This is a genomic window from Enterobacter roggenkampii (assembly GCF_001729805.1).
Lineage (GTDB): Bacteria > Pseudomonadota > Gammaproteobacteria > Enterobacterales > Enterobacteriaceae > Enterobacter > Enterobacter roggenkampii.
Genome location: NZ_CP017184.1, coordinates 4,717,196 through 4,734,965 on the forward strand (window position 1 = coordinate 4,717,196; position 17,770 = coordinate 4,734,965).

The following is a 17,770-nucleotide window of genomic DNA, read 5'->3' on the forward strand; positions in this document are numbered from 1 at the left end:
GAAATGAGTCAATGAGTATGGTTGATACTGCCCCGGGTAAGATTCAGGTTCGTGATTTGAACTTCTACTACGGCAAATTCCATGCCCTGAAGAACATCAACCTGGATATCGCGAAGAACCAGGTCACGGCATTTATCGGTCCGTCCGGCTGTGGGAAATCCACGCTGCTGCGTACCTTTAACAAAATGTATTCGCTCTATCCGGAGCAGCGTGCTGAAGGGGAAATCATCCTCGACGGTGAAAACATTCTGACCCAGGCTCAGGATATCGCCCTGCTGCGCGCGAAAGTGGGGATGGTGTTCCAGAAACCCACGCCGTTCCCGATGTCCATTTATGACAACATCGCCTTTGGCGTTCGCCTGTTTGAAAAGCTCTCCCGTGCCGATATGGATGAGCGCGTGCAGTGGGCTTTGACCAAGGCCGCATTATGGAACGAAACCAAAGATAAGTTGCACCAGAGCGGGTACTCTCTCTCCGGTGGTCAGCAGCAGCGTCTGTGCATTGCGCGCGGTATTGCGATTCGCCCGGAAGTGTTGCTGCTGGATGAGCCGTGTTCAGCGCTGGACCCGATTTCAACCGGTCGTATTGAAGAACTGATCACCGAGCTGAAGCAGGATTACACCGTGGTTATCGTGACCCACAACATGCAGCAGGCTGCGCGTTGCTCCGATCACACGGCGTTTATGTACCTGGGTGAATTGATTGAGTTCAGTAACACGGACGATCTGTTCACTAAGCCCGCGAAGAAACAAACCGAAGATTATATTACTGGCCGCTACGGTTGATTTGCCTTAGTGCATGTGGAGAAACCATGGACAACCTCAATCTTAATAAACACATTTCCGGCCAGTTCAACGCAGAGCTGGAAAGCATTCGCACCCAGGTGATGACCATGGGCGGCATGGTCGAGCAGCAGCTTTCTGATGCGATTACGGCGATGCACAACCAGGACAGCGAGCTGGCGAAGCGCGTCATTGAAGGCGATAAAAACGTCAACATGATGGAAGTGGCTATCGACGAAGCCTGCGTGCGCATTATCGCGAAACGTCAGCCGACGGCGAGCGACCTGCGTCTGGTGATGGCGATCATCAAAACCATCGCCGAGCTGGAACGTATTGGTGACGTCGCCGATAAAATCTGCCGCACCGCGCTGGAGAAGTTTTCGCAGCAGCATCAGCCGCTGCTGGTCAGCCTGGAGTCACTGGGCCGCCACACCGTGCAGATGCTGCACGACGTGCTGGATGCCTTTGCGCGGATGGATCTGGACGAAGCGGTGCGTATCTACCGTGAAGACAAGAAGGTCGATCAGGAGTATGAAGGCATCGTGCGCCAGCTGATGACCTACATGATGGAAGATTCCCGCACGATCCCGAGCGTGCTGACGGCCCTGTTCTGCGCGCGCTCCATCGAGCGTATCGGTGACCGCTGCCAGAATATTTGCGAATACATTTTCTACTTCGTGAAGGGTCAGGACTTCCGTCACGTGGGCGGCGACGAGCTGGACAAGCTGCTGGCGGGTAAAGATCCGAAAGAGTAATCCTGTCATCTGATAACAACGCCGGTACTCACCGGCGTTGTTATTTCTAGTGTAATCACAATTTTCCCCTTCATCCGTTGCCTGACGTTCGAAACGCGCTAACGTGAGACGAAAAAACAGCAAAGGATGGTATATGAAAAATTCATTAGCGTGCCTGGCGATGGCCATCAGCATCAGCATCGGGATCGGTACTGGAACAGACGTGATTGCCGCACCGTTGCCGGTCACACCTGACCAGACTACCCCGGTCAGCCGCTATGTGACCCAGGTTAATGCGGATAAAAGCATTACGTTTCGCCTGTTTGCACCCGGCGCAACGCGAGTCTCCGTGGTGACGGGGTCAATGCCTGAAAGCCAGGTTTCCCATGATATGACGAAAGAGAAAAATGGCGTCTGGTCATGGAAAAGCGAGCCGATGGCCCCGAATCTCTACGAATATTATTTCGACATCGATGGTTTCCGTTCAGTTGACACGGGAAGCCGCTATCAAAAACCCCAGCGGCAGGTGAACACCAGCCTGATTCTGGTTCCGGGCAGTATTCTCGACGATCGTCCTGTACCGCATGGCGATCTGACGACCTTGACCTGGCACTCGCCGTCGCTCAAGTCAGAGCGCCGCGTCTATGTATGGACTCCCCCTGGCTACAACGGCACAGGAGAACCCTTACCGGTGCTCTACTTCTACCATGGTTTTGGGGATACCGGGCTCTCTGCCATCGACCAGGGCCGTCTGCCGCAAATCATGGATAACCTGATGGCCGAAGGGAAAATCAAACCGATGCTGGTGGTGGTACCCGACACCGAGACGGAGAGCACTGAGGCCATCCCCGAGAACTTCCCACCGGCAGAACGACGGAAGTCTTTCTATCCGCTCAATGCGAAAGCCGCAGACCGTGAACTGATGAGCGAGATTATTCCGCTGGTGGATACACGCTTCAACGTGCGTAAAGATGCGGCAGGCCGGGCACTGGCGGGATTGTCACAGGGCGGTTATCAGGCGCTGGTCTCCGGGATGAATCATCTGGAGAGCTTCGGCTGGCTGGGAACGTTCAGCGGCGTTACCACGACAACCGTGCCTGACGAAGGCGTGGCCGCACGCTTTAAGCAGCCTGAGGCCATTAACCGGCAGCTGCATAACTTCACCGTCGTTGTGGGAGAGCGCGATTCGGTGACCGGCAAAGATATCGCCGGTCTGAAAGCGGAGCTGGAAAAGCAGGGCATCAAATTCGACTATAAAATGTACCCCGGTCTGAATCACGAAATGGACGTCTGGCGTCCGGCCTATGCTGAGTTTGTTCAAAAGCTCTTCAGATAAACCTGTCGCCCTCCCTGCCGGGAGGGGCGGCTTAACGCGTAATATTCCACCCGCGCGCCTTCCACAGCGCGGGTAGCTGCGCCAGATCGGTGAAGGTCGTGACTTTTGGATGAACGATCGGCTTGTTGTGCGGGTCGGCGCAGAAGTAAAACACCTCCATCCCCGCATCAATCCCCGACTGCGCGCCCGCAGACGAGTCATCCACCAGAATGCAGTGCTCTACGTTAACGTTCATCGCCTTTGCCGCATGGAACATCAGTGCCGGGTCCGGCTTCCAGCGCTGGATATCGTAGCCGCTGAACAGTTTTTCCGGGAAGTGGTGCAGCATCTCAAGCTTGCCGAGCGAGTGCTGCATTTTGCTGACCGGTCCGTTGGAGACCACGCAGATCGGCACCGTCATGGCATCCAGCAGCGCGTTTGCGCCCGGAATCACCTCCAGCTCCGAATCGAACAGGCGCGCAACCTCGGCGCGGTACACCGGTTCCAGAGCCGCCTTCTCCAGGACGACGCCGTGTTCTTCGTTAATGATGTCGATGATCTCGTAGAGCTTCACGCCCTTAAAGCGCTTAAACACCTCGTCGAGTTCCAGCGTAATGCCAAATTCCTGGAACATGGCCACATACGCGCGGGAACAAATGACCTCACTGTCGACCAGCGTACCGTCGCAGTCGAAAAATACCGCTTCAATTCCGGACATGCCTTTCCCTTTTAACCAGTTTAACGTTTACGTACGGCAGTTCACCGGAACGCAATCGTTGCCGTATAAGCAAATTCAATGAAAAAAGTATCACGTAACCGCCACTATTGTCGCATTTTGGTATAGGATAGCGACGAATTTTCCCTCCTTGTTCGGAAATTGATGATGAGTCAACAACACACTACCCAGACATCTGGTCAGGGTCTGCTTGAGCGCGTGTTTAAACTGCGCGAGCACGGCACGACGGCACGCACCGAAGTGATCGCCGGTTTCACCACCTTCCTGACGATGGTCTATATCGTTTTTGTTAACCCTCAAATTCTGGGCGTTGCTGGCATGGATACCAGCGCCGTCTTCGTGACTACCTGTCTGATCGCGGCCCTTGGCAGCATTCTGATGGGTGTGTTCGCTAACCTGCCGGTCGCGCTGGCCCCGGCGATGGGTCTGAATGCGTTCTTTGCCTTCGTGGTGGTTCAGGCGATGGGGCTGCCGTGGCAGGTGGGTATGGGCGCCATCTTCTGGGGCGCGGTTGGCCTGCTGCTGCTGACCATTTTCCGCGTGCGTTACTGGATGATTGCGAACATTCCCGTGAGCCTGCGCGTGGGCATCACCAGCGGTATCGGTCTGTTTATCGGGATGATGGGGCTGAAAAACGCCGGCGTGATCGTGGCGAACCCGGATACGCTGGTGAGCATCGGTCACCTGACCTCGCATAACGTGCTGCTGGGCGTGCTGGGCTTCTTTATCATCGCCATCCTGGCTTCCCGCAATATTCATGCGGCGGTGCTGGTCTCCATCGTGGTGACCACGCTGCTGGGCTGGATGCTGGGCGACGTTCACTATAACGGCATCGTTTCCGCGCCACCAAGCGTCTCTACCGTTGTTGGCCATGTTGATCTGGCGGGTTCCCTGAACCTGGGCCTGGCGGGCGTGATTTTCTCCTTCATGCTGGTGAACCTCTTCGACTCCTCCGGTACGCTGATCGGCGTGACCGACAAAGCGGGTCTGGCAGATGAGAAAGGCAAATTCCCGCGCATGAAGCAGGCGCTGTTTGTGGACAGTATCTCCTCTGTGACCGGCTCATTTATCGGGACCTCGTCTGTGACCGCTTACATCGAATCCTCTTCCGGGGTTTCTGTGGGTGGCCGTACCGGTCTGACGGCGGTTGTAGTGGGTATTCTGTTCCTGCTGGTGATCTTCCTCTCTCCGCTGGCGGGCATGGTGCCTCCGTACGCTGCAGCGGGTGCGCTGATCTACGTGGGTGTGCTGATGACCTCCAGCCTGTCGCGCGTGAAGTGGGATGATTTAACCGAAGCGGTGCCGGCGTTTATTACCGCCGTGATGATGCCGTTCAGCTTCTCGATTACCGAAGGTATCGCGCTGGGCTTTATCTCTTACTGCGTAATGAAGATCGGTACCGGCCGCTTCCGCGACCTCAGCCCGTGCGTCATCGTTGTGGCGCTGCTGTTTGTACTGAAGATTGTGTTTATTGACGCGCACTAAGGTGCGGTTTGTGGTGTCAGGTGGCGCTTCGCTTACCTGACCTACTGACGAGTGTAGGCCCGGTAAGCGCTAGCGCCACCGGGCTTTTTTATCAGGCTTTAACCCGCTTAATGTAATCCCCGAACGCCGTCAGCTGGCCAGACAAATGGTCGCGCGTGCTCTGATCCACCACCTCACCCGTTTGCGGGTCGACCTTGTTCTGAATCACTCCGCCCATAAATTCCGGCTTGTTCATCACCATCGCATCGAGGAAGACCAGGATCTGACGCAGGTGATACTGGCAGCGCGCGCCGCCAATCGCGCCTATGGAGCTGGTCTGGATCAGCACCGGTTTGCCTGACAGCGGCTGCTCAGGTAAACGGGACAGCCAGTCGATGGCATTCTTCAGACCACCGGGTACAGAGTAGTTGTACTCTGGCGTGACGATGACCACGCCGTCAGCCTGGCGAATCTGCTCTGCCAGCGCCTCAACGCTCTGCGGGAACCCTTCTTCCTGCTGTACGTCAGCATCATAAAGCGGAATATCGCCAATAGACGGCAGGGCGCTAATTTCCATACCTGCAGGTGCCAGCTGTGGCAGCGTGCGGGCTACCATCCCGTTAAATGAACCTTTGCGCAGGCTTCCCAGTAACGTAACAACTTTCAACGTATCAGACATGATTACTCCTGTTTCATCATGATGACCCTGATTGGATCAGCTAAGGGTGAATGCTTTTTCTGCCGGTAAACTGGTTAATCGCATCAGACGTGCGGCGGGCTCGTTGGCGCGCTCGGGCACATCAGGAAGGCTACGCCATCCCTGTTGACTGTCAAATTCCCAGATTTTCATGCGTTCGATTGCGGGGGTCACCGCGATGGACCAGATGAGCACATCCTCCGCGTCGCAGAGCGCTTCTACCAGCGTGGCCTGGGTGGCGCGCAGACGTCCGGAGCCAGGCAACAGCTGCAGCAGGCTGGCGTCGTCTGAGGCGCATCCGCAGAGCTTGCGAATGCTCTGGCGCAGGGTAATGAGCTGGGCTCTGGCTTCAACAGGATCGTTCTGGTTGCGTACCCACAGCTTCTCATTGCTGGAGAGCGGATAGTCTTCATGCGCGTTACCACCGTGGAAGCTGCGCGTCGCGCGCTGAAGCTCCATATCAAGCCCACAGTCCCCTTCGGTGGTCAGCGCGACCCCAATGATATTGCCCGTGTAGGCAATGGAAAAACGAGGGAGCTCCGGGTCCGCAAAGACCGGGCGGCCTTCTGGCTGGGTAATGATGTCCGGCAGCTCGCTGGTGCCGTACAGCATAAACATCAGTTCTGCGAGAAGCGCTCGGGACGCTAAAAACCGCGACCTGCGATGCTCCGGAAGCGTGAGTGCTTCACGGTGACAGGCTGAAGAAATTCTTGCCGATACGAGACGTCCTTCTGTAAGTATCCCTCTTGCAAAGTGCGTAGCCATTTTTCGCTCCTTGATAATGGTCGTAATCGGTTAAACGGTTACATGATTATCGCTTAACTTGCCTCCTGTTTTAATCAGTAAATGGAAGTAAGAGAAGCCTTAGGACCGAACTTTACATTTTCTTAGGCAAAAATTGGATCGCTCGCACCGTACAGCGCCTTGATGGTCTCCCGCAGCCAGAGAATTTTGGGATTATGGCTGTTCCGTTTATGCCAGATCAGCGTGAAGGGCACGGTCAATTTATCCGCCTGCTCCTCATCAATGGGGATCGGAAGCGCGATCAGCTTACGCTGGTGGAGTTCATTGTAGTGGTGACAGTAGTGCGGGGCGGTGGCGATATAGTGATGGCCGGGCTGCGCCGCCATAAACATCGCCTGTTCGAAGCCCGGCAGGCTCATGGCGATAGTGCGATCGCGTCCCATCTCCTTTAACACCTCATCAAGCGCCCAGGTATCGCTGCGTTCCCAGAAGATGCTGATGTGGGGATAGCGCAGGAAGGTCTCCAGATTCCATTCTTGCTGAAGCGCCGGATGATCCTCGCGCAGATAGACGCAGGGGCGGTCGCTGAACAGGATTTCATAGTCGATAAACCACGGCATCAGCTTAAGCAGCTCGCGGGATCGCGGATGCGTTTCACGCCCGGTGAAGCCCAAATCCACCTCGCCACGCGTAATCGCGTCCAGCGAGTCGTAATCCCACTGGCGCATTTTCACCGTCGCCTGTGGATAGCGCTGGTTCACCTGCTCCAGCAGGGTATTGAAGCGGATCAGCATCAGCGGCGTTTCCGCGGCCAGCACGAACGTCAGCCCGCCCGGAGAATCATGATGGAATTTATCGAGGATCTGGTTGCCGATTTGCATCCAGTCAGCCAGATCCTGCTCCAGGCTCACCGTCAGCGGCGTCGGCAGCAGCCCTAGCGGCGTTTTGACAAACAACGGGTCGTCAAACCAGTCACGCAGCTTGGCCAGTGATTTACTCACCGCCGACGGCGTCACGTTCATCCGCTTCGCCGCTTTGGTAACGCTGCGCTCCTGCAGCAAAAGCTGCAGGCACAGCAACAGGTTAAGATCGAGACTGCTGATGGGCTTCTTCATAGTGCGCCGCGGGCTGGATGACCACAAGTAAGGTAATGCAGACTATGCTACAGCCAATCAGAACCCCGATCAGCATATTCAGCGCGTTCAGGCCAACTACGGCTGCCAGCCAAATCCACAGCGACGAGCCGCAGACCTGTGCGATACCCAGCACCGAACTCGCCACGCCTGCCCGCAGCGAGAAGGGACCAAGCGCCTGGCTCATCGCCACGCCAAAGCCAACCGAGAACCCGGCGCAAATGAGCGTAATGCCCACCAGCATCACCGCATGTGAGCTGGTGGTCGCCAGGATCGCGCCTGTGGCAAGGAATAAAACCTGTGAGGTCACCATCAATGTACGCTGGCTGAAAACATTTAGCGCAAACGGCGTCGAAAACGAAACGGCCATACTAACCATCGCGGTTAATGCCATCACCGTTGAATACTCACCGCGATCGAAACCCATGGTCTCCATCAGCAACACCGGGGAAACGTTTACATACGTCAGGATCACCGCCACGCTTAACGTGGTCACGGCCAGACGGCTGAGGAAAAAGCGGTTGAGAAGCTTCTCTGCCGGGTGAATGGTTGCGGTATGGCCGGTATTCTGCGAGCCCGGGTGGGTCTCTTTCAGCACGGCGATGGATAAGGTAAACACCAGCGCGCCCATGGCCGCCATGGTCCAGAACAGACTCTGCCACGGGAATTTCAGCATGATCAGATAGCCCACGACCGGGGCCAGCACCGGGATGATGCAGGTAATGCCGTTCAGCATCGACAGCACTTTGGCGCGACGCTGGGCGCTTAAGGTGTCGCGCAAAATGGCAAACGCCACCACGTAGCAACCGCCCGCACCGATGCCCTGGATAAAGCGCCCGGTCAGAAACACGGTGCTGTTCTGCGCCTGTGAGCAGAGAAGCGACGCCAGGGCAAAAACGATGGCACCGGCGATAGCGACAGGCTGACGGCCTGCTTTATCCGCAATCTTCCCGGCAAAGACCATCGACGATGCCATCCCCGCGAGGTAGGCCGAAAACGCAATATGCAGCTGCGCTTCGCTGGCACCCAGATCGCGGGCGATATGCGGTAGTCCCACCAGATACATATCAATGCCGGACGGATAAAGCAGAACTAATGCGAAACTACAAAACAGAAAACGCGCCATAAACCCCCCATAGATGCAGGCATGCAGGATAGGGGGTGAAAAGGGATTAGGCGAGTTGCCATTTGGACAATGGTGATTTCCCAGGAAGAAATCACCATGGATTAGCGGGAATTACTTACCAATACAGAAACTAAAAATGTAAAACCACTCAAAGTGTTAGAAAGCTATTGGCGCACATATGGAGTGCAACCTTTTGTTAGGTTTTGCCATGGAAGAACCCATTCTAGGCGATTTGCAGCATTTTTAAAGTGGGATATCTGGGAAAGTGGGACAAAATTATTATCTTTATTGTTACTCATTTTGAAGTTTGTTCTTTCAGTGCAAATTGTTGATTTTAAATAATAAAATGGCAAATCTTCTTGCGTTTTTCTTCCTCCATGCGAATCTTTATAAAGCAGGAGGTAATCATGAAAAAATCCCCGTCTTTATCATTAATTGCTTTATGTGTGTCCTTGTCAGGTTGTGCAGCCGGACCTCGTCATTATGCTCAAGGTGAATCTCGGGCTTTGAATTTAGCGCGAGCCGGGGGCATCTACGATTTGGATTTGAGAGATTCCCTCGATGGTACTCACTCTTATAGCAAGGGTATGTTGGTTCCATTGCTTGATCTCGCGAGGCTAACTACTTCATTTGATGATCCTCTTCGGCGTCTTTCTGGTACGCAGACGTTCGCGTTTAACGCTACCGATATAATGATGACACCAGACAATCCCTCGGCTAGACCAAGTCTAATTGGATGGATGCCTGCATCCGCTGCTACCTCAGAATCTCAGGCTTATGAGAAATATGTGCATCTTGTCGATCAGGCTATCGAGCATGTGGCCGATGATATGGCATTGAATGTCATTAAACTGAGTAATGTAGAAACGCCAGAAATTGATGGTCATCCCATGATTCTTTGGTCTGTTGAAAGCGCTGAGCATGGATGCGGTATTGGTCAATGTGTGGTTGCTTACAACATTACGACTCCTTATCTCTGGAAGAGCCCGCTTTACATTAAAGATGGTGAGTCAGAAAGCTATAACATCGCTGCTAATCACCTGAAGAACTATTCTCGCTTTGTTTTCCGCCAGTCAGGCCCAAAAGACTTTCCAATTGATGAGTTTTATAGAGCCGTCAGTGCTGCATTGCCATCGTGGATGGTGATCTATTTTCCACCAAACCATGTGGTGAAGAATGGCCAATCTCTCCCATATCCAGTGTTGTATGAGCAAGGGGAACAACTGCTGTTTAAGGAGCCTGCATTATGAAAAGTGAATATCAGGATCTAGACAATATTGTTTTGGCGATGGATGAAGTCCAAACGGATCCCATAATTCTTACTTACCTGATCAGTCATCTATTGACGAGAAATTCGGTGTTTCATCAGCCTAGAGTTGGATGTGTCAAATGCAAGAGCACGGGAGAATTAGTCTATCCCCATAGCTGGATTGAGCTTTCAGGTGGTTGGACTGTTGATCTTAGACTGAATCAGGCTTTCAACACGTTCGACCGTTATCCGCAAGGCATTTTCGATCCATCATCCTACCGGAACCTTCAGTATTTCGGTATGCCCCTTACCGTGCCCGAATTCGAACCATCTGAACTCGATGAAATGACTGATTTTATGTTTTCCAAGTTATTCAGTGTGCAAGGACTGGATACTCGAGTGAGCGGAGGTTGCTATGACTGCATTTGAGTGGGGAATGCTTGGGCTATTCCTATTTTTTAGTTTGGTCACCTTCTGGTGTCTTTACAGCTATAGGGCCAACCAGAAATTGTCAGGCCAAGGCAAATCTCAAGCTGAAGATTGGGAGGGAAAACATGAGTCAAAATCTCAAAAATGATTTAGTAAATATAATGTTGCTTGGTGTTCTGCTATTCGGATTGATGCTGGCTCAAGACTCTGGATGGGGATTCTTGCTTGCAAGTTTGCCATTAGCTATTTGGTGTTTTAAAGCTTTCGCATTTATCCAACGCAAATGGTGGCTAGCCGTTCCATTTTGGTGTGCACTTACTTATTTGTGTTGGCAAATGTCTTTAGCGCTTTGGATTGGATATATAGTGGTTGCAATTTTTAAATATCCAATTGATTTAAATAGTAATTACCAAATAAAGAATCGTAAAAAGGTGAAAAGTCGTAAGCACGATTCAGAGTTCTATGGTGATTACACCTCAATAGATATAGATAAACGCGGGCATTTAGGTACTGGTATTGGCATTCCTGATAACTTTGATTACGACTACCGAAACCATATTAGGTTTGATGATTGATTTTTGGTCCTTAGCTGGTTCCTTTTGAGTACACATCAACGGAACTCGCCATCAGACTGGCTTTACTACCAACAGAACCACCTAAACCAGACCAGAGATAAAGCACCACTTATAACAGACTGTGGAGACTTAGATGTTTATTCGAGCTTACCTTCGCGCATCAACCAAAGAACAAAATGCTGAACGCGCTCGTGAGTCCCTTATCCAGTTTGCTACTCAGCATGACCAGCGAATCGCCGCTTTTTATATTGAGAATGTTTCTGGTGCCACGCTGCACAGGCCTGAGTTGATGCGCTTGATTGCCGAGTCAGGCGAGGGTGACATTGTGCTGGTTGAACAAATCGACCGTCTGGCGCGGCTTAAGCAAAGCGATTGGGACACGTTGAAACAAAAGCTGGCCAGCAAACGTCTAGCCATTGTTTCACCAGAACTTCCTACCAGTTGGCTGGCTTTGCAACAACATAGCGAAACTGACTTTACCGGCGCTATTTTACAGGCGGTCAATGCCATGATGTTGGACATGCTCGCTGCCGTTGCTCGCAAAGATTATGATGATCGGCGCAGACGTCAGTCTCAGGGAATCGCAAAGGCTAAATCCGATGGTAAATATAATGGGCGTCAGCCAGATCTCAAACGTCACCAGCACATCGCCAGCCTACTGAAAACTGGACATAGCTATAGTGACATTCAGGACATGTTGGGATGTTCGCGGCACCTGATTGCAACTATCTCGAAGAATATCGGTAGTATAGAGCAGTAATACCACGACTTTCTGCCGTATCATTTTCTTGATTACGGTAATCTAACTTCCTCACATTGACAATATGTTCTCACCCCTCTAAAAAATTTGGTTTCAACTCAAATAAGTTGAGAAAAATCATAATAGTGATAGGCTATGCAACAGTGATAATTCCCTAAATTTTAGGGTTAAAAAACACCGTGGAGAGAGCATGATCCGCTGCCACCTAGCCCGATTAATGGGTGAGAGAAAAATGCGCATTAGCGACGTGATGCGAGAAACCGGCCTCAGCCGTACCACCGTGACGCTACTTTACAAAGAAACCGCGCTCAAGGTGGATTTAGAAGCGCTCGATAAGCTATGTGATTTATTTAACTGTTCATTGAGCGACATATTGGAAAAAATGCCAAGCGATAGCCAACGCTAAAAAGCATCAAGGAGTGACGATATGTCGTCAGAAGCAGATACCAGAGCAAACTACATCGACCCAGCGTTAAAAGCCGCACATTGGCAACCGGGCAACATCATTCGGGAACATTACTTTACCGATGGCCGTAAGCTTGCTGGCGGTGTCCGTGGCCGTCGTTGTTTTGTCGATTATCTGCTCCATAAAGACAATCGTTACCTTGCAGTTGTTGAAGCAAAAAAAGAATCTGAACATCCAACCAAAGGCCTTCAACAAGCCATCGACTATGCAAAGAAGCTACTCGTTCGCTTTGTCTATTCAAGCAACGGCAAACAAACCTATGAGTTCGACTTAGAAACTGGTAAAGGCGACTACATCGAGTTTTACCCAACACCACAAGAGCTTGAAAGCCGCTACGCGGGTGTTAATTCGGATCTAGGCCAGCAGCTTCGTAATGTGCCCTTTCATTTAGTAGGCGCAATGCAGCCGCGTTATTACCAAGAATTAGCGGTACATGCCGCCACAGATGCTATTGGTAAAGGTAAGCCACGAGTGTTGTTAACGCTGGCTACTGGTACAGGTAAAACATTTATTGCCTTTCAAATCGTCCATAAACTGTTCCAGTCCCGTTGGAACAAAGAATCTCCGGGTACACGTAGGCCTCGAATCTTGTTTTTAGCTGATCGCAATATTTTGGCAGATCAAGCTATCAATACATTTAATCCGTACGAAAAAGATCTTATTAAAATTAATGGGGAGGAGGTTCGAAAGCGTAATGGTGTTGTGCCGACGAATGCTCATATCTTTTTTGCAATTTATCAAGCTATCGCAGATCGAACGGATAGAGAAAAAGAAAATATTGAAGGGTATTACAAGTCTTATCCAACCGACTTTTTTGATTTAGTAATGATTGATGAGTGTCACCGAGGTAGCGCCAATGACACTGGTTCATGGCGTGCAATTCTGGACCACTTTGGAAGTGCTGTTCACATTGGTTTAACTGCTACACCCAAACGAGAAGATAATATTGATACTTATGATTATTTTGGACAACCAGCTTTTGAATATTCTCTAAAAGCAGGCATTAATGATGGCTTCTTAACGCCATACCGTGTCAAACGGGTGCGCACCAACTTAGACGAGCTAGTGCTAACCAAAGATGACCAAGTGATCGAAGGTGAATCTGGGCAAGACGTCTATCAGGTTGAAGATTACGACAAAAAAATCATCGTGGATGATCGTACCGAACTGGTCGCCAAAGCCATTTTGGACAATATCAATCCACTAGAAAAAACCATCGTATTTTGCGAAAACCAAAATCATGCACTGACCATGCGTGACATGATCAACAAACACAAAAAAGTGAAAGACCCGCACTACTGTGTGCGCGTGACCAGTGATGAGGGCAAAGTCGGCCGCGAGCTACTGGAAAAATTCCAAGATAACGACAAAGACATTCCCACTATCATTACCTCATCGCAAATGTTAACTACCGGGGTAGATGCCCGCAATGTGCGTAACGTAGTGTTGGATAGAACCGTCGGCTCAATGGTGGAGTTTAAACAAATAGTCGGTCGCGGTACCCGTGTTTTTGATGGAAAAGACTATTTCACCATTGTCGATTTTCGCGGTGCAACCAATAAGTTTTACGACAAAGATTGGGATGGCGAACCTGAAGCACCGGAGCCCGGTGGCACTGGGGAGCCTTACACACCAGAGCCTCCCGGAGGAACAGGTGGCCCAGAGCCTGAACCGAGAGAGCCAAAACCTCGGTTAAAAGTAAAGTTAGGCAAACACCGTGAACTGAAAGTCATTGACGTTGAAACCCGTTATATCGATGAAAACGGTAAACCTCTCACGGTGCAAGAATTTGTTGAGCGTCTAATTACTCAATTACCTGGGTTGTTTAGAACGGTTGATGAACTGCGGCAGATATGGTCAGACCCAGACGAACGCGAAACCTTGCTCGGTAAACTCGTACAAGCAGGCTTTGATAAAGAGCAACTCGCCACACTACGACGCATGTTTGAAGCAGAAGAGTGCGATATCTTCGATCTGCTGGCTTTTTTAGCCTTTGAACAGCCCATGGCAACCCGGAAAGCTCGTGCCGATCAAGTACGTACTAACAGCGCCTTCTTTAATCAGTACCAACAACAAAAGGCACAGCAGTTTTTGCACTTTGTGCTTAACCGGTATGAGCAAACCGGCAGCACCGAGCTATCACGCGAGCGCTTGCCTGCACTTATCGAGCTATCAGGGTTGGGCACAGTGAAAGACGCCTCAACAGCATTCGGTGGAAAGCCAGCCTATTTACTGGCGGCTTTTAAGCAATTACAACAACAGCTTTATCACGTGAACTGAAATGGAACTAACACTAGCGCCTAACCCGCTACACGATCAGCAGCAAACCCTACATATCAACAAAGTAGCGACTTTGATTGGTGAAAATGGCAGCGGTAAATCCAGCATCTTGCAGTCAGTATTTGAAGAGCGGTTAAACAAACGCGCACATCACCACCTAAATGTGGTGTGCTTCTCTTCAGGGCAGAATGAAAATTACTCTGAAAAGTTTGGTATTTACTTAAAACGCGAGCGTCAAGCGGGCAGAGGGTTGGGGTTAGAGTGCCTTTACTTTGACAAGCCCTGGTCAAAATTACTCATTTTCCTCGCAACGGCGACTAAACGTAGTGGCAAAGTTCGCTCTTTTTTGCGCGAAAGAGGCTATGTTACTGAATCAGTATTTGAAGGTGATGACCAAACTACGTGCTTAAAATGCGCATTCAAGATTGATAAAAATTATGTCAATCGAGTTCAAGACGCTCTGAAGCGTGAAGAAAGTGGTGAGGTTGATACGCTACGAAATACGCCCTATTTCCGTTCGTTAGATAGCTTTATCAACACATTTGTCTCAAATGACTATGAGTTTGAGCAACCGCTACGTAAGCGAACTATTGAAATACCAGCAAGCCGATTGATCGATGTTTCATTCGATTACCCAAGACAGCCACAAGCAGGTGAAGAAGGTATCGAAGCTGGTGAAGCAAATGCTCAGGCTCAAAATATTGCGTTTGATCCTGAAGTGAGTTTTTTTACCCAAGCGGCGGATAACAATTACTTCATAGACAAACACGGCTACAAACTCGTTTTTAAAGATGGAATAGAGCTTGACCAGTTAAGCGATGGTGAATACCAACTGCTCTTTCTATACGCGTTGATAGACCTTTTTGATGCGCCGAATACTTTATTCCTGTTTGATGAAGCAGATTCGCACCTGCACTACAAAAACGTAGAGAAACTATGGTCTCTATTACACAGCATACAAGGCCATGCGATTACTACTACACACCTGTTGGATTCTATTTCTGCAAAAGAAAACCGCATAGAACATCTGAAAGTGGTGGAGCACGGCCGAATTAACGAAGACAACAAGATCAAGCAACTAATCAGCCGACTCAGTGTACTTTCTCGTGCCAAATCCGTTGAATTTGAGGTGTGTGGCAAGCTGCCTAACATCGCCTTATTAGATGACTACAACGATTGGATTATTTTTACCAAACTTGCGGCACGTGCAGGGCTAGATATAAACCGTCTAGCCACTGTGCATGCCATGAAAAAGTCGTCCAGCTACGCTACTGCTAACGAAACCTTTGGCAAGGGTAAAATAGATTGGTTACATGGCTTAAGCAAGATTGAATCACCACTTGTAACAACACAGATTTTCCTAATTTGTGATCGAGACGAGGCGGCATTGGACTGGAATGCTGCCAATGGAGTTCAAGTGAACGGACAAGTGTACCGTGAGTTGCTAAATGCCATTCAATGGCCTCGTGGCACCAACGTATCGCCATATCTATTGGCTTGGAAACGCCGTGAAATCAAAAACTATTTGCTCTCATACACCGCATTGGCGCACCACAATCTGCTTGGCCAAATAAACAATGGTGATATTGCGCAGCGCAATCACCTTCAGTCCAATAATCCTGGTGATAACGACGATATTCGTAGGATGAACGTCAAAGACATTATCAACCCGCTGATTAACACCGATGGCGAAGGCTTAGACCCTGCAAAACTCCAAGCCTATATCGACCTGATCCCGCCCGCAGAAATCAGCGAAGACATCACCAATATGTACAATTTTATTATCGGAAAACTATAAGCCATGTCATTACAACAAAAGATTGACCGAATTACCGACATACTGCGCCGCGACGATGGCATTAGTGGTGCTATGCACTATACCGAGCAAACCTCGTGGGTACTGTTCTTAAAGTTTTTGGATGATTATGAATCTGTAAAAGAAGATGAAGCAGTACTATCAGGTAAAGATTATCAACCGGTATTGGATGAAGCGCACCGCTGGTCAAATTGGGCCTGCCCGAAAAATGCTGATGGCAAACTAGATATTAACAAAGCTCGCACGGGTGATGACTTAACCGATTATGTGAATAACGAGTTATTCCCTTACTTAAAAAGCTTTGCCAATGCCGCCGTTACGGGAGCAGACCCAAAATCCTTCGCCTATAAAATTGGTGCCATCTTCCAGTATTTAGACAACAAGGTGGCGTCTGGCCATACCTTGCGTGAAGTGTTGGATATTGTGGATAGCCTGAACTTCCAATCTGAGTCTGATCTGTTTGAACTCTCGTTGGTGTATGAAGGCCTATTGCAAAACATGGGCGATGCCGGGGGCTATGCGGGCGAGTTTTATACCCCACGCCCAGTGGTACGTGCCATGATTAAGGCCATTGACCCGCAAGCTGGGCAAACCATTTACGATGCAGCGGCTGGCTCGTGCGGCTTTTTAGTGGAAGCCTTTGAGCATCTAAAGAGCAAAAAGAACCAACTCTCTACCGAGCAGTGGGATTTTATTCAACGCGACACCTTCTTCGGTTACGAGAAAACCTCGCTGGCTTACGTGATGGGTATGATGAACATGATTTTACATGGCATCGAGTCACCCAACTTGTTCCGTGGTAATACCCTGACCCAGAATATCAGGGATATTCAGGAAAAAGACCGCTACGACATTATTCTGGCTAACCCGCCATTTGGTGGTAAAGAGAAGTCGCAAATTCAGCAAAACTTCCCTATCCAGAGTAACGCAACAGAACTGTTGTTCTTACAACACTTTATGAAAACCCTGAAAAGTGGCGGTAAAGCTGCGATTGTTGTGCCAGAAGGCGTGCTGTTCCAAACCAACAGTGCGTTTAAACAAGTCAAACAAGAACTGCTGGAAAACTTTAACCTACACACTATTTTAAGCCTGCCCGCTGGGGTATTTTTGCCCTACTCAGGCGTAAAAACCAACGTGCTGTTTTTTGAGCGTAGCGGCGGCACTAGCGATGTGTGGTACTACGAATGTGAACCCGAGCAAAAGCTCACCAAAAACAAACCGATCACCGATGACCACCTAAAAGAGTTTGTTGAGCTGTATAACAGCCGCGAAACAACTGAGCGTTCCTGGAGAGTTTCAGCCAGTAAATTAGCTGAAGACTATGACCTATCTGCTAAAAACCCAGCCAAACAGAAAGATGCCGAGCATTTAGCGCCCAGCGATATTCTCAAACAGATCCGCACCAAGGAAAAACTGGTATCTGGCCTGTTGGATGAAATAGAAGATCTGTTGGCGGAGAAATAA

At 50.2% G+C, this 17,770-nt stretch carries 17 protein-coding genes; 12 read left to right on the plus strand and 5 right to left on the minus strand.

Annotation, left to right across the window (positions count from 1 at the left end):
* Window positions 1–11 precede the first annotated feature (11 nt).
* From pstB to BFV67_RS22160, 3 genes are all read left to right on the plus strand, one after another.
* A complete protein-coding gene (gene pstB / locus BFV67_RS22150) occupies window positions 12–785 on the plus strand; it encodes a phosphate ABC transporter ATP-binding protein PstB (protein WP_008500183.1) in 774 nt (257 codons plus the stop codon).
* Between the two features lie 26 nt (window positions 786–811).
* Window positions 812–1,537, plus strand: a complete 726-nt coding sequence (phoU, locus tag BFV67_RS22155; RefSeq protein ID WP_008500182.1) for a phosphate signaling complex protein PhoU — start codon at window positions 812–814, stop codon at window positions 1,535–1,537.
* Window positions 1,538–1,697: 160 nt separating this feature from the next.
* On the plus strand, window positions 1,698–2,852 hold the full coding sequence (locus tag BFV67_RS22160) for an esterase (protein ID WP_157888838.1): 1,155 nt from the start codon (window positions 1,698–1,700) through the stop codon (window positions 2,850–2,852).
* A 31-nt stretch (window positions 2,853–2,883) separates the two neighbouring features.
* Here the strand turns inward: BFV67_RS22160 and yieH are convergent, their stop codons facing one another.
* A complete protein-coding gene (yieH, locus tag BFV67_RS22165) occupies window positions 2,884–3,549 on the minus strand; it encodes a 6-phosphogluconate phosphatase (RefSeq protein WP_069598914.1) in 666 nt (221 codons plus the stop codon).
* Between the two features lie 165 nt (window positions 3,550–3,714).
* Between yieH and adeP the strand changes: the two genes are divergently transcribed.
* Entirely contained in the window at window positions 3,715–5,052 is a 1,338-nt protein-coding gene (gene adeP / locus BFV67_RS22170; RefSeq protein ID WP_021242668.1) for an adenine permease AdeP, read from the plus strand.
* 91 nt (window positions 5,053–5,143) lie between these two features.
* Here adeP and BFV67_RS22175 read toward each other — a convergent pair whose 3' ends face one another.
* The 4 genes from BFV67_RS22175 to BFV67_RS22190 form a co-directional block, all read right to left on the minus strand.
* Entirely contained in the window at window positions 5,144–5,710 is a 567-nt protein-coding gene (locus BFV67_RS22175) for an NADPH-dependent FMN reductase (RefSeq protein WP_069598915.1), read from the minus strand.
* Between the two features lie 36 nt (window positions 5,711–5,746).
* Entirely contained in the window at window positions 5,747–6,493 is a 747-nt protein-coding gene (locus BFV67_RS22180) for a 4'-phosphopantetheinyl transferase family protein (RefSeq protein ID WP_032654285.1), read from the minus strand.
* 122 nt (window positions 6,494–6,615) lie between these two features.
* Complete coding sequence (gene yidZ, locus BFV67_RS22185) at window positions 6,616–7,587, minus strand: HTH-type transcriptional regulator YidZ (protein ID WP_008500176.1); 972 nt, start codon at window positions 7,585–7,587, stop codon at window positions 6,616–6,618.
* Window positions 7,556–8,731 (minus strand): MFS transporter, encoded by a 1,176-nt coding sequence (locus tag BFV67_RS22190; protein ID WP_069598916.1) that lies wholly within the window; start codon window positions 8,729–8,731, stop codon window positions 7,556–7,558. The genes yidZ and BFV67_RS22190 overlap by 32 nt, the downstream gene beginning before the upstream one ends.
* A 407-nt stretch (window positions 8,732–9,138) precedes the next feature.
* Between BFV67_RS22190 and BFV67_RS22195 the strand changes: the two genes are divergently transcribed.
* From BFV67_RS22195 to BFV67_RS22230, 8 genes are all read left to right on the plus strand, one after another.
* Window positions 9,139–9,981 carry a hypothetical protein gene (locus tag BFV67_RS22195; RefSeq protein WP_069598917.1) on the plus strand — a complete coding sequence of 281 codons (843 nt, stop codon included), beginning with the start codon at window positions 9,139–9,141 and terminating at the stop codon, window positions 9,979–9,981.
* Entirely contained in the window at window positions 9,978–10,409 is a 432-nt protein-coding gene (locus BFV67_RS22200) for a hypothetical protein (RefSeq protein WP_036425086.1), read from the plus strand. The genes BFV67_RS22195 and BFV67_RS22200 overlap by 4 nt, the downstream gene beginning before the upstream one ends.
* A 125-nt stretch (window positions 10,410–10,534) precedes the next feature.
* Entirely contained in the window at window positions 10,535–10,984 is a 450-nt protein-coding gene (locus BFV67_RS22205; RefSeq protein WP_235610612.1) for a hypothetical protein, read from the plus strand.
* A 133-nt stretch (window positions 10,985–11,117) separates the two neighbouring features.
* Window positions 11,118–11,744, plus strand: a complete 627-nt coding sequence (locus BFV67_RS22210; RefSeq protein WP_069598918.1) for a recombinase family protein — start codon at window positions 11,118–11,120, stop codon at window positions 11,742–11,744.
* Window positions 11,745–11,934: 190 nt separating this feature from the next.
* The gene (locus BFV67_RS22215; protein ID WP_069598919.1) at window positions 11,935–12,150 is read left to right on the plus strand and encodes a helix-turn-helix domain-containing protein; all 216 of its coding nucleotides are present in this window, start codon (window positions 11,935–11,937) and stop codon (window positions 12,148–12,150) included.
* A 21-nt stretch (window positions 12,151–12,171) separates the two neighbouring features.
* Entirely contained in the window at window positions 12,172–14,490 is a 2,319-nt protein-coding gene (hsdR, locus tag BFV67_RS22220; protein ID WP_069598920.1) for an EcoAI/FtnUII family type I restriction enzme subunit R, read from the plus strand.
* Between the two features lies 1 nt (window position 14,491).
* Window positions 14,492–16,288 carry an AAA family ATPase gene (locus tag BFV67_RS22225; RefSeq protein ID WP_069598921.1) on the plus strand — a complete coding sequence of 599 codons (1,797 nt, stop codon included), beginning with the start codon at window positions 14,492–14,494 and terminating at the stop codon, window positions 16,286–16,288.
* Between the two features lie 3 nt (window positions 16,289–16,291).
* Complete coding sequence (locus BFV67_RS22230; RefSeq protein WP_069598922.1) at window positions 16,292–17,770, plus strand: class I SAM-dependent DNA methyltransferase; 1,479 nt, start codon at window positions 16,292–16,294, stop codon at window positions 17,768–17,770.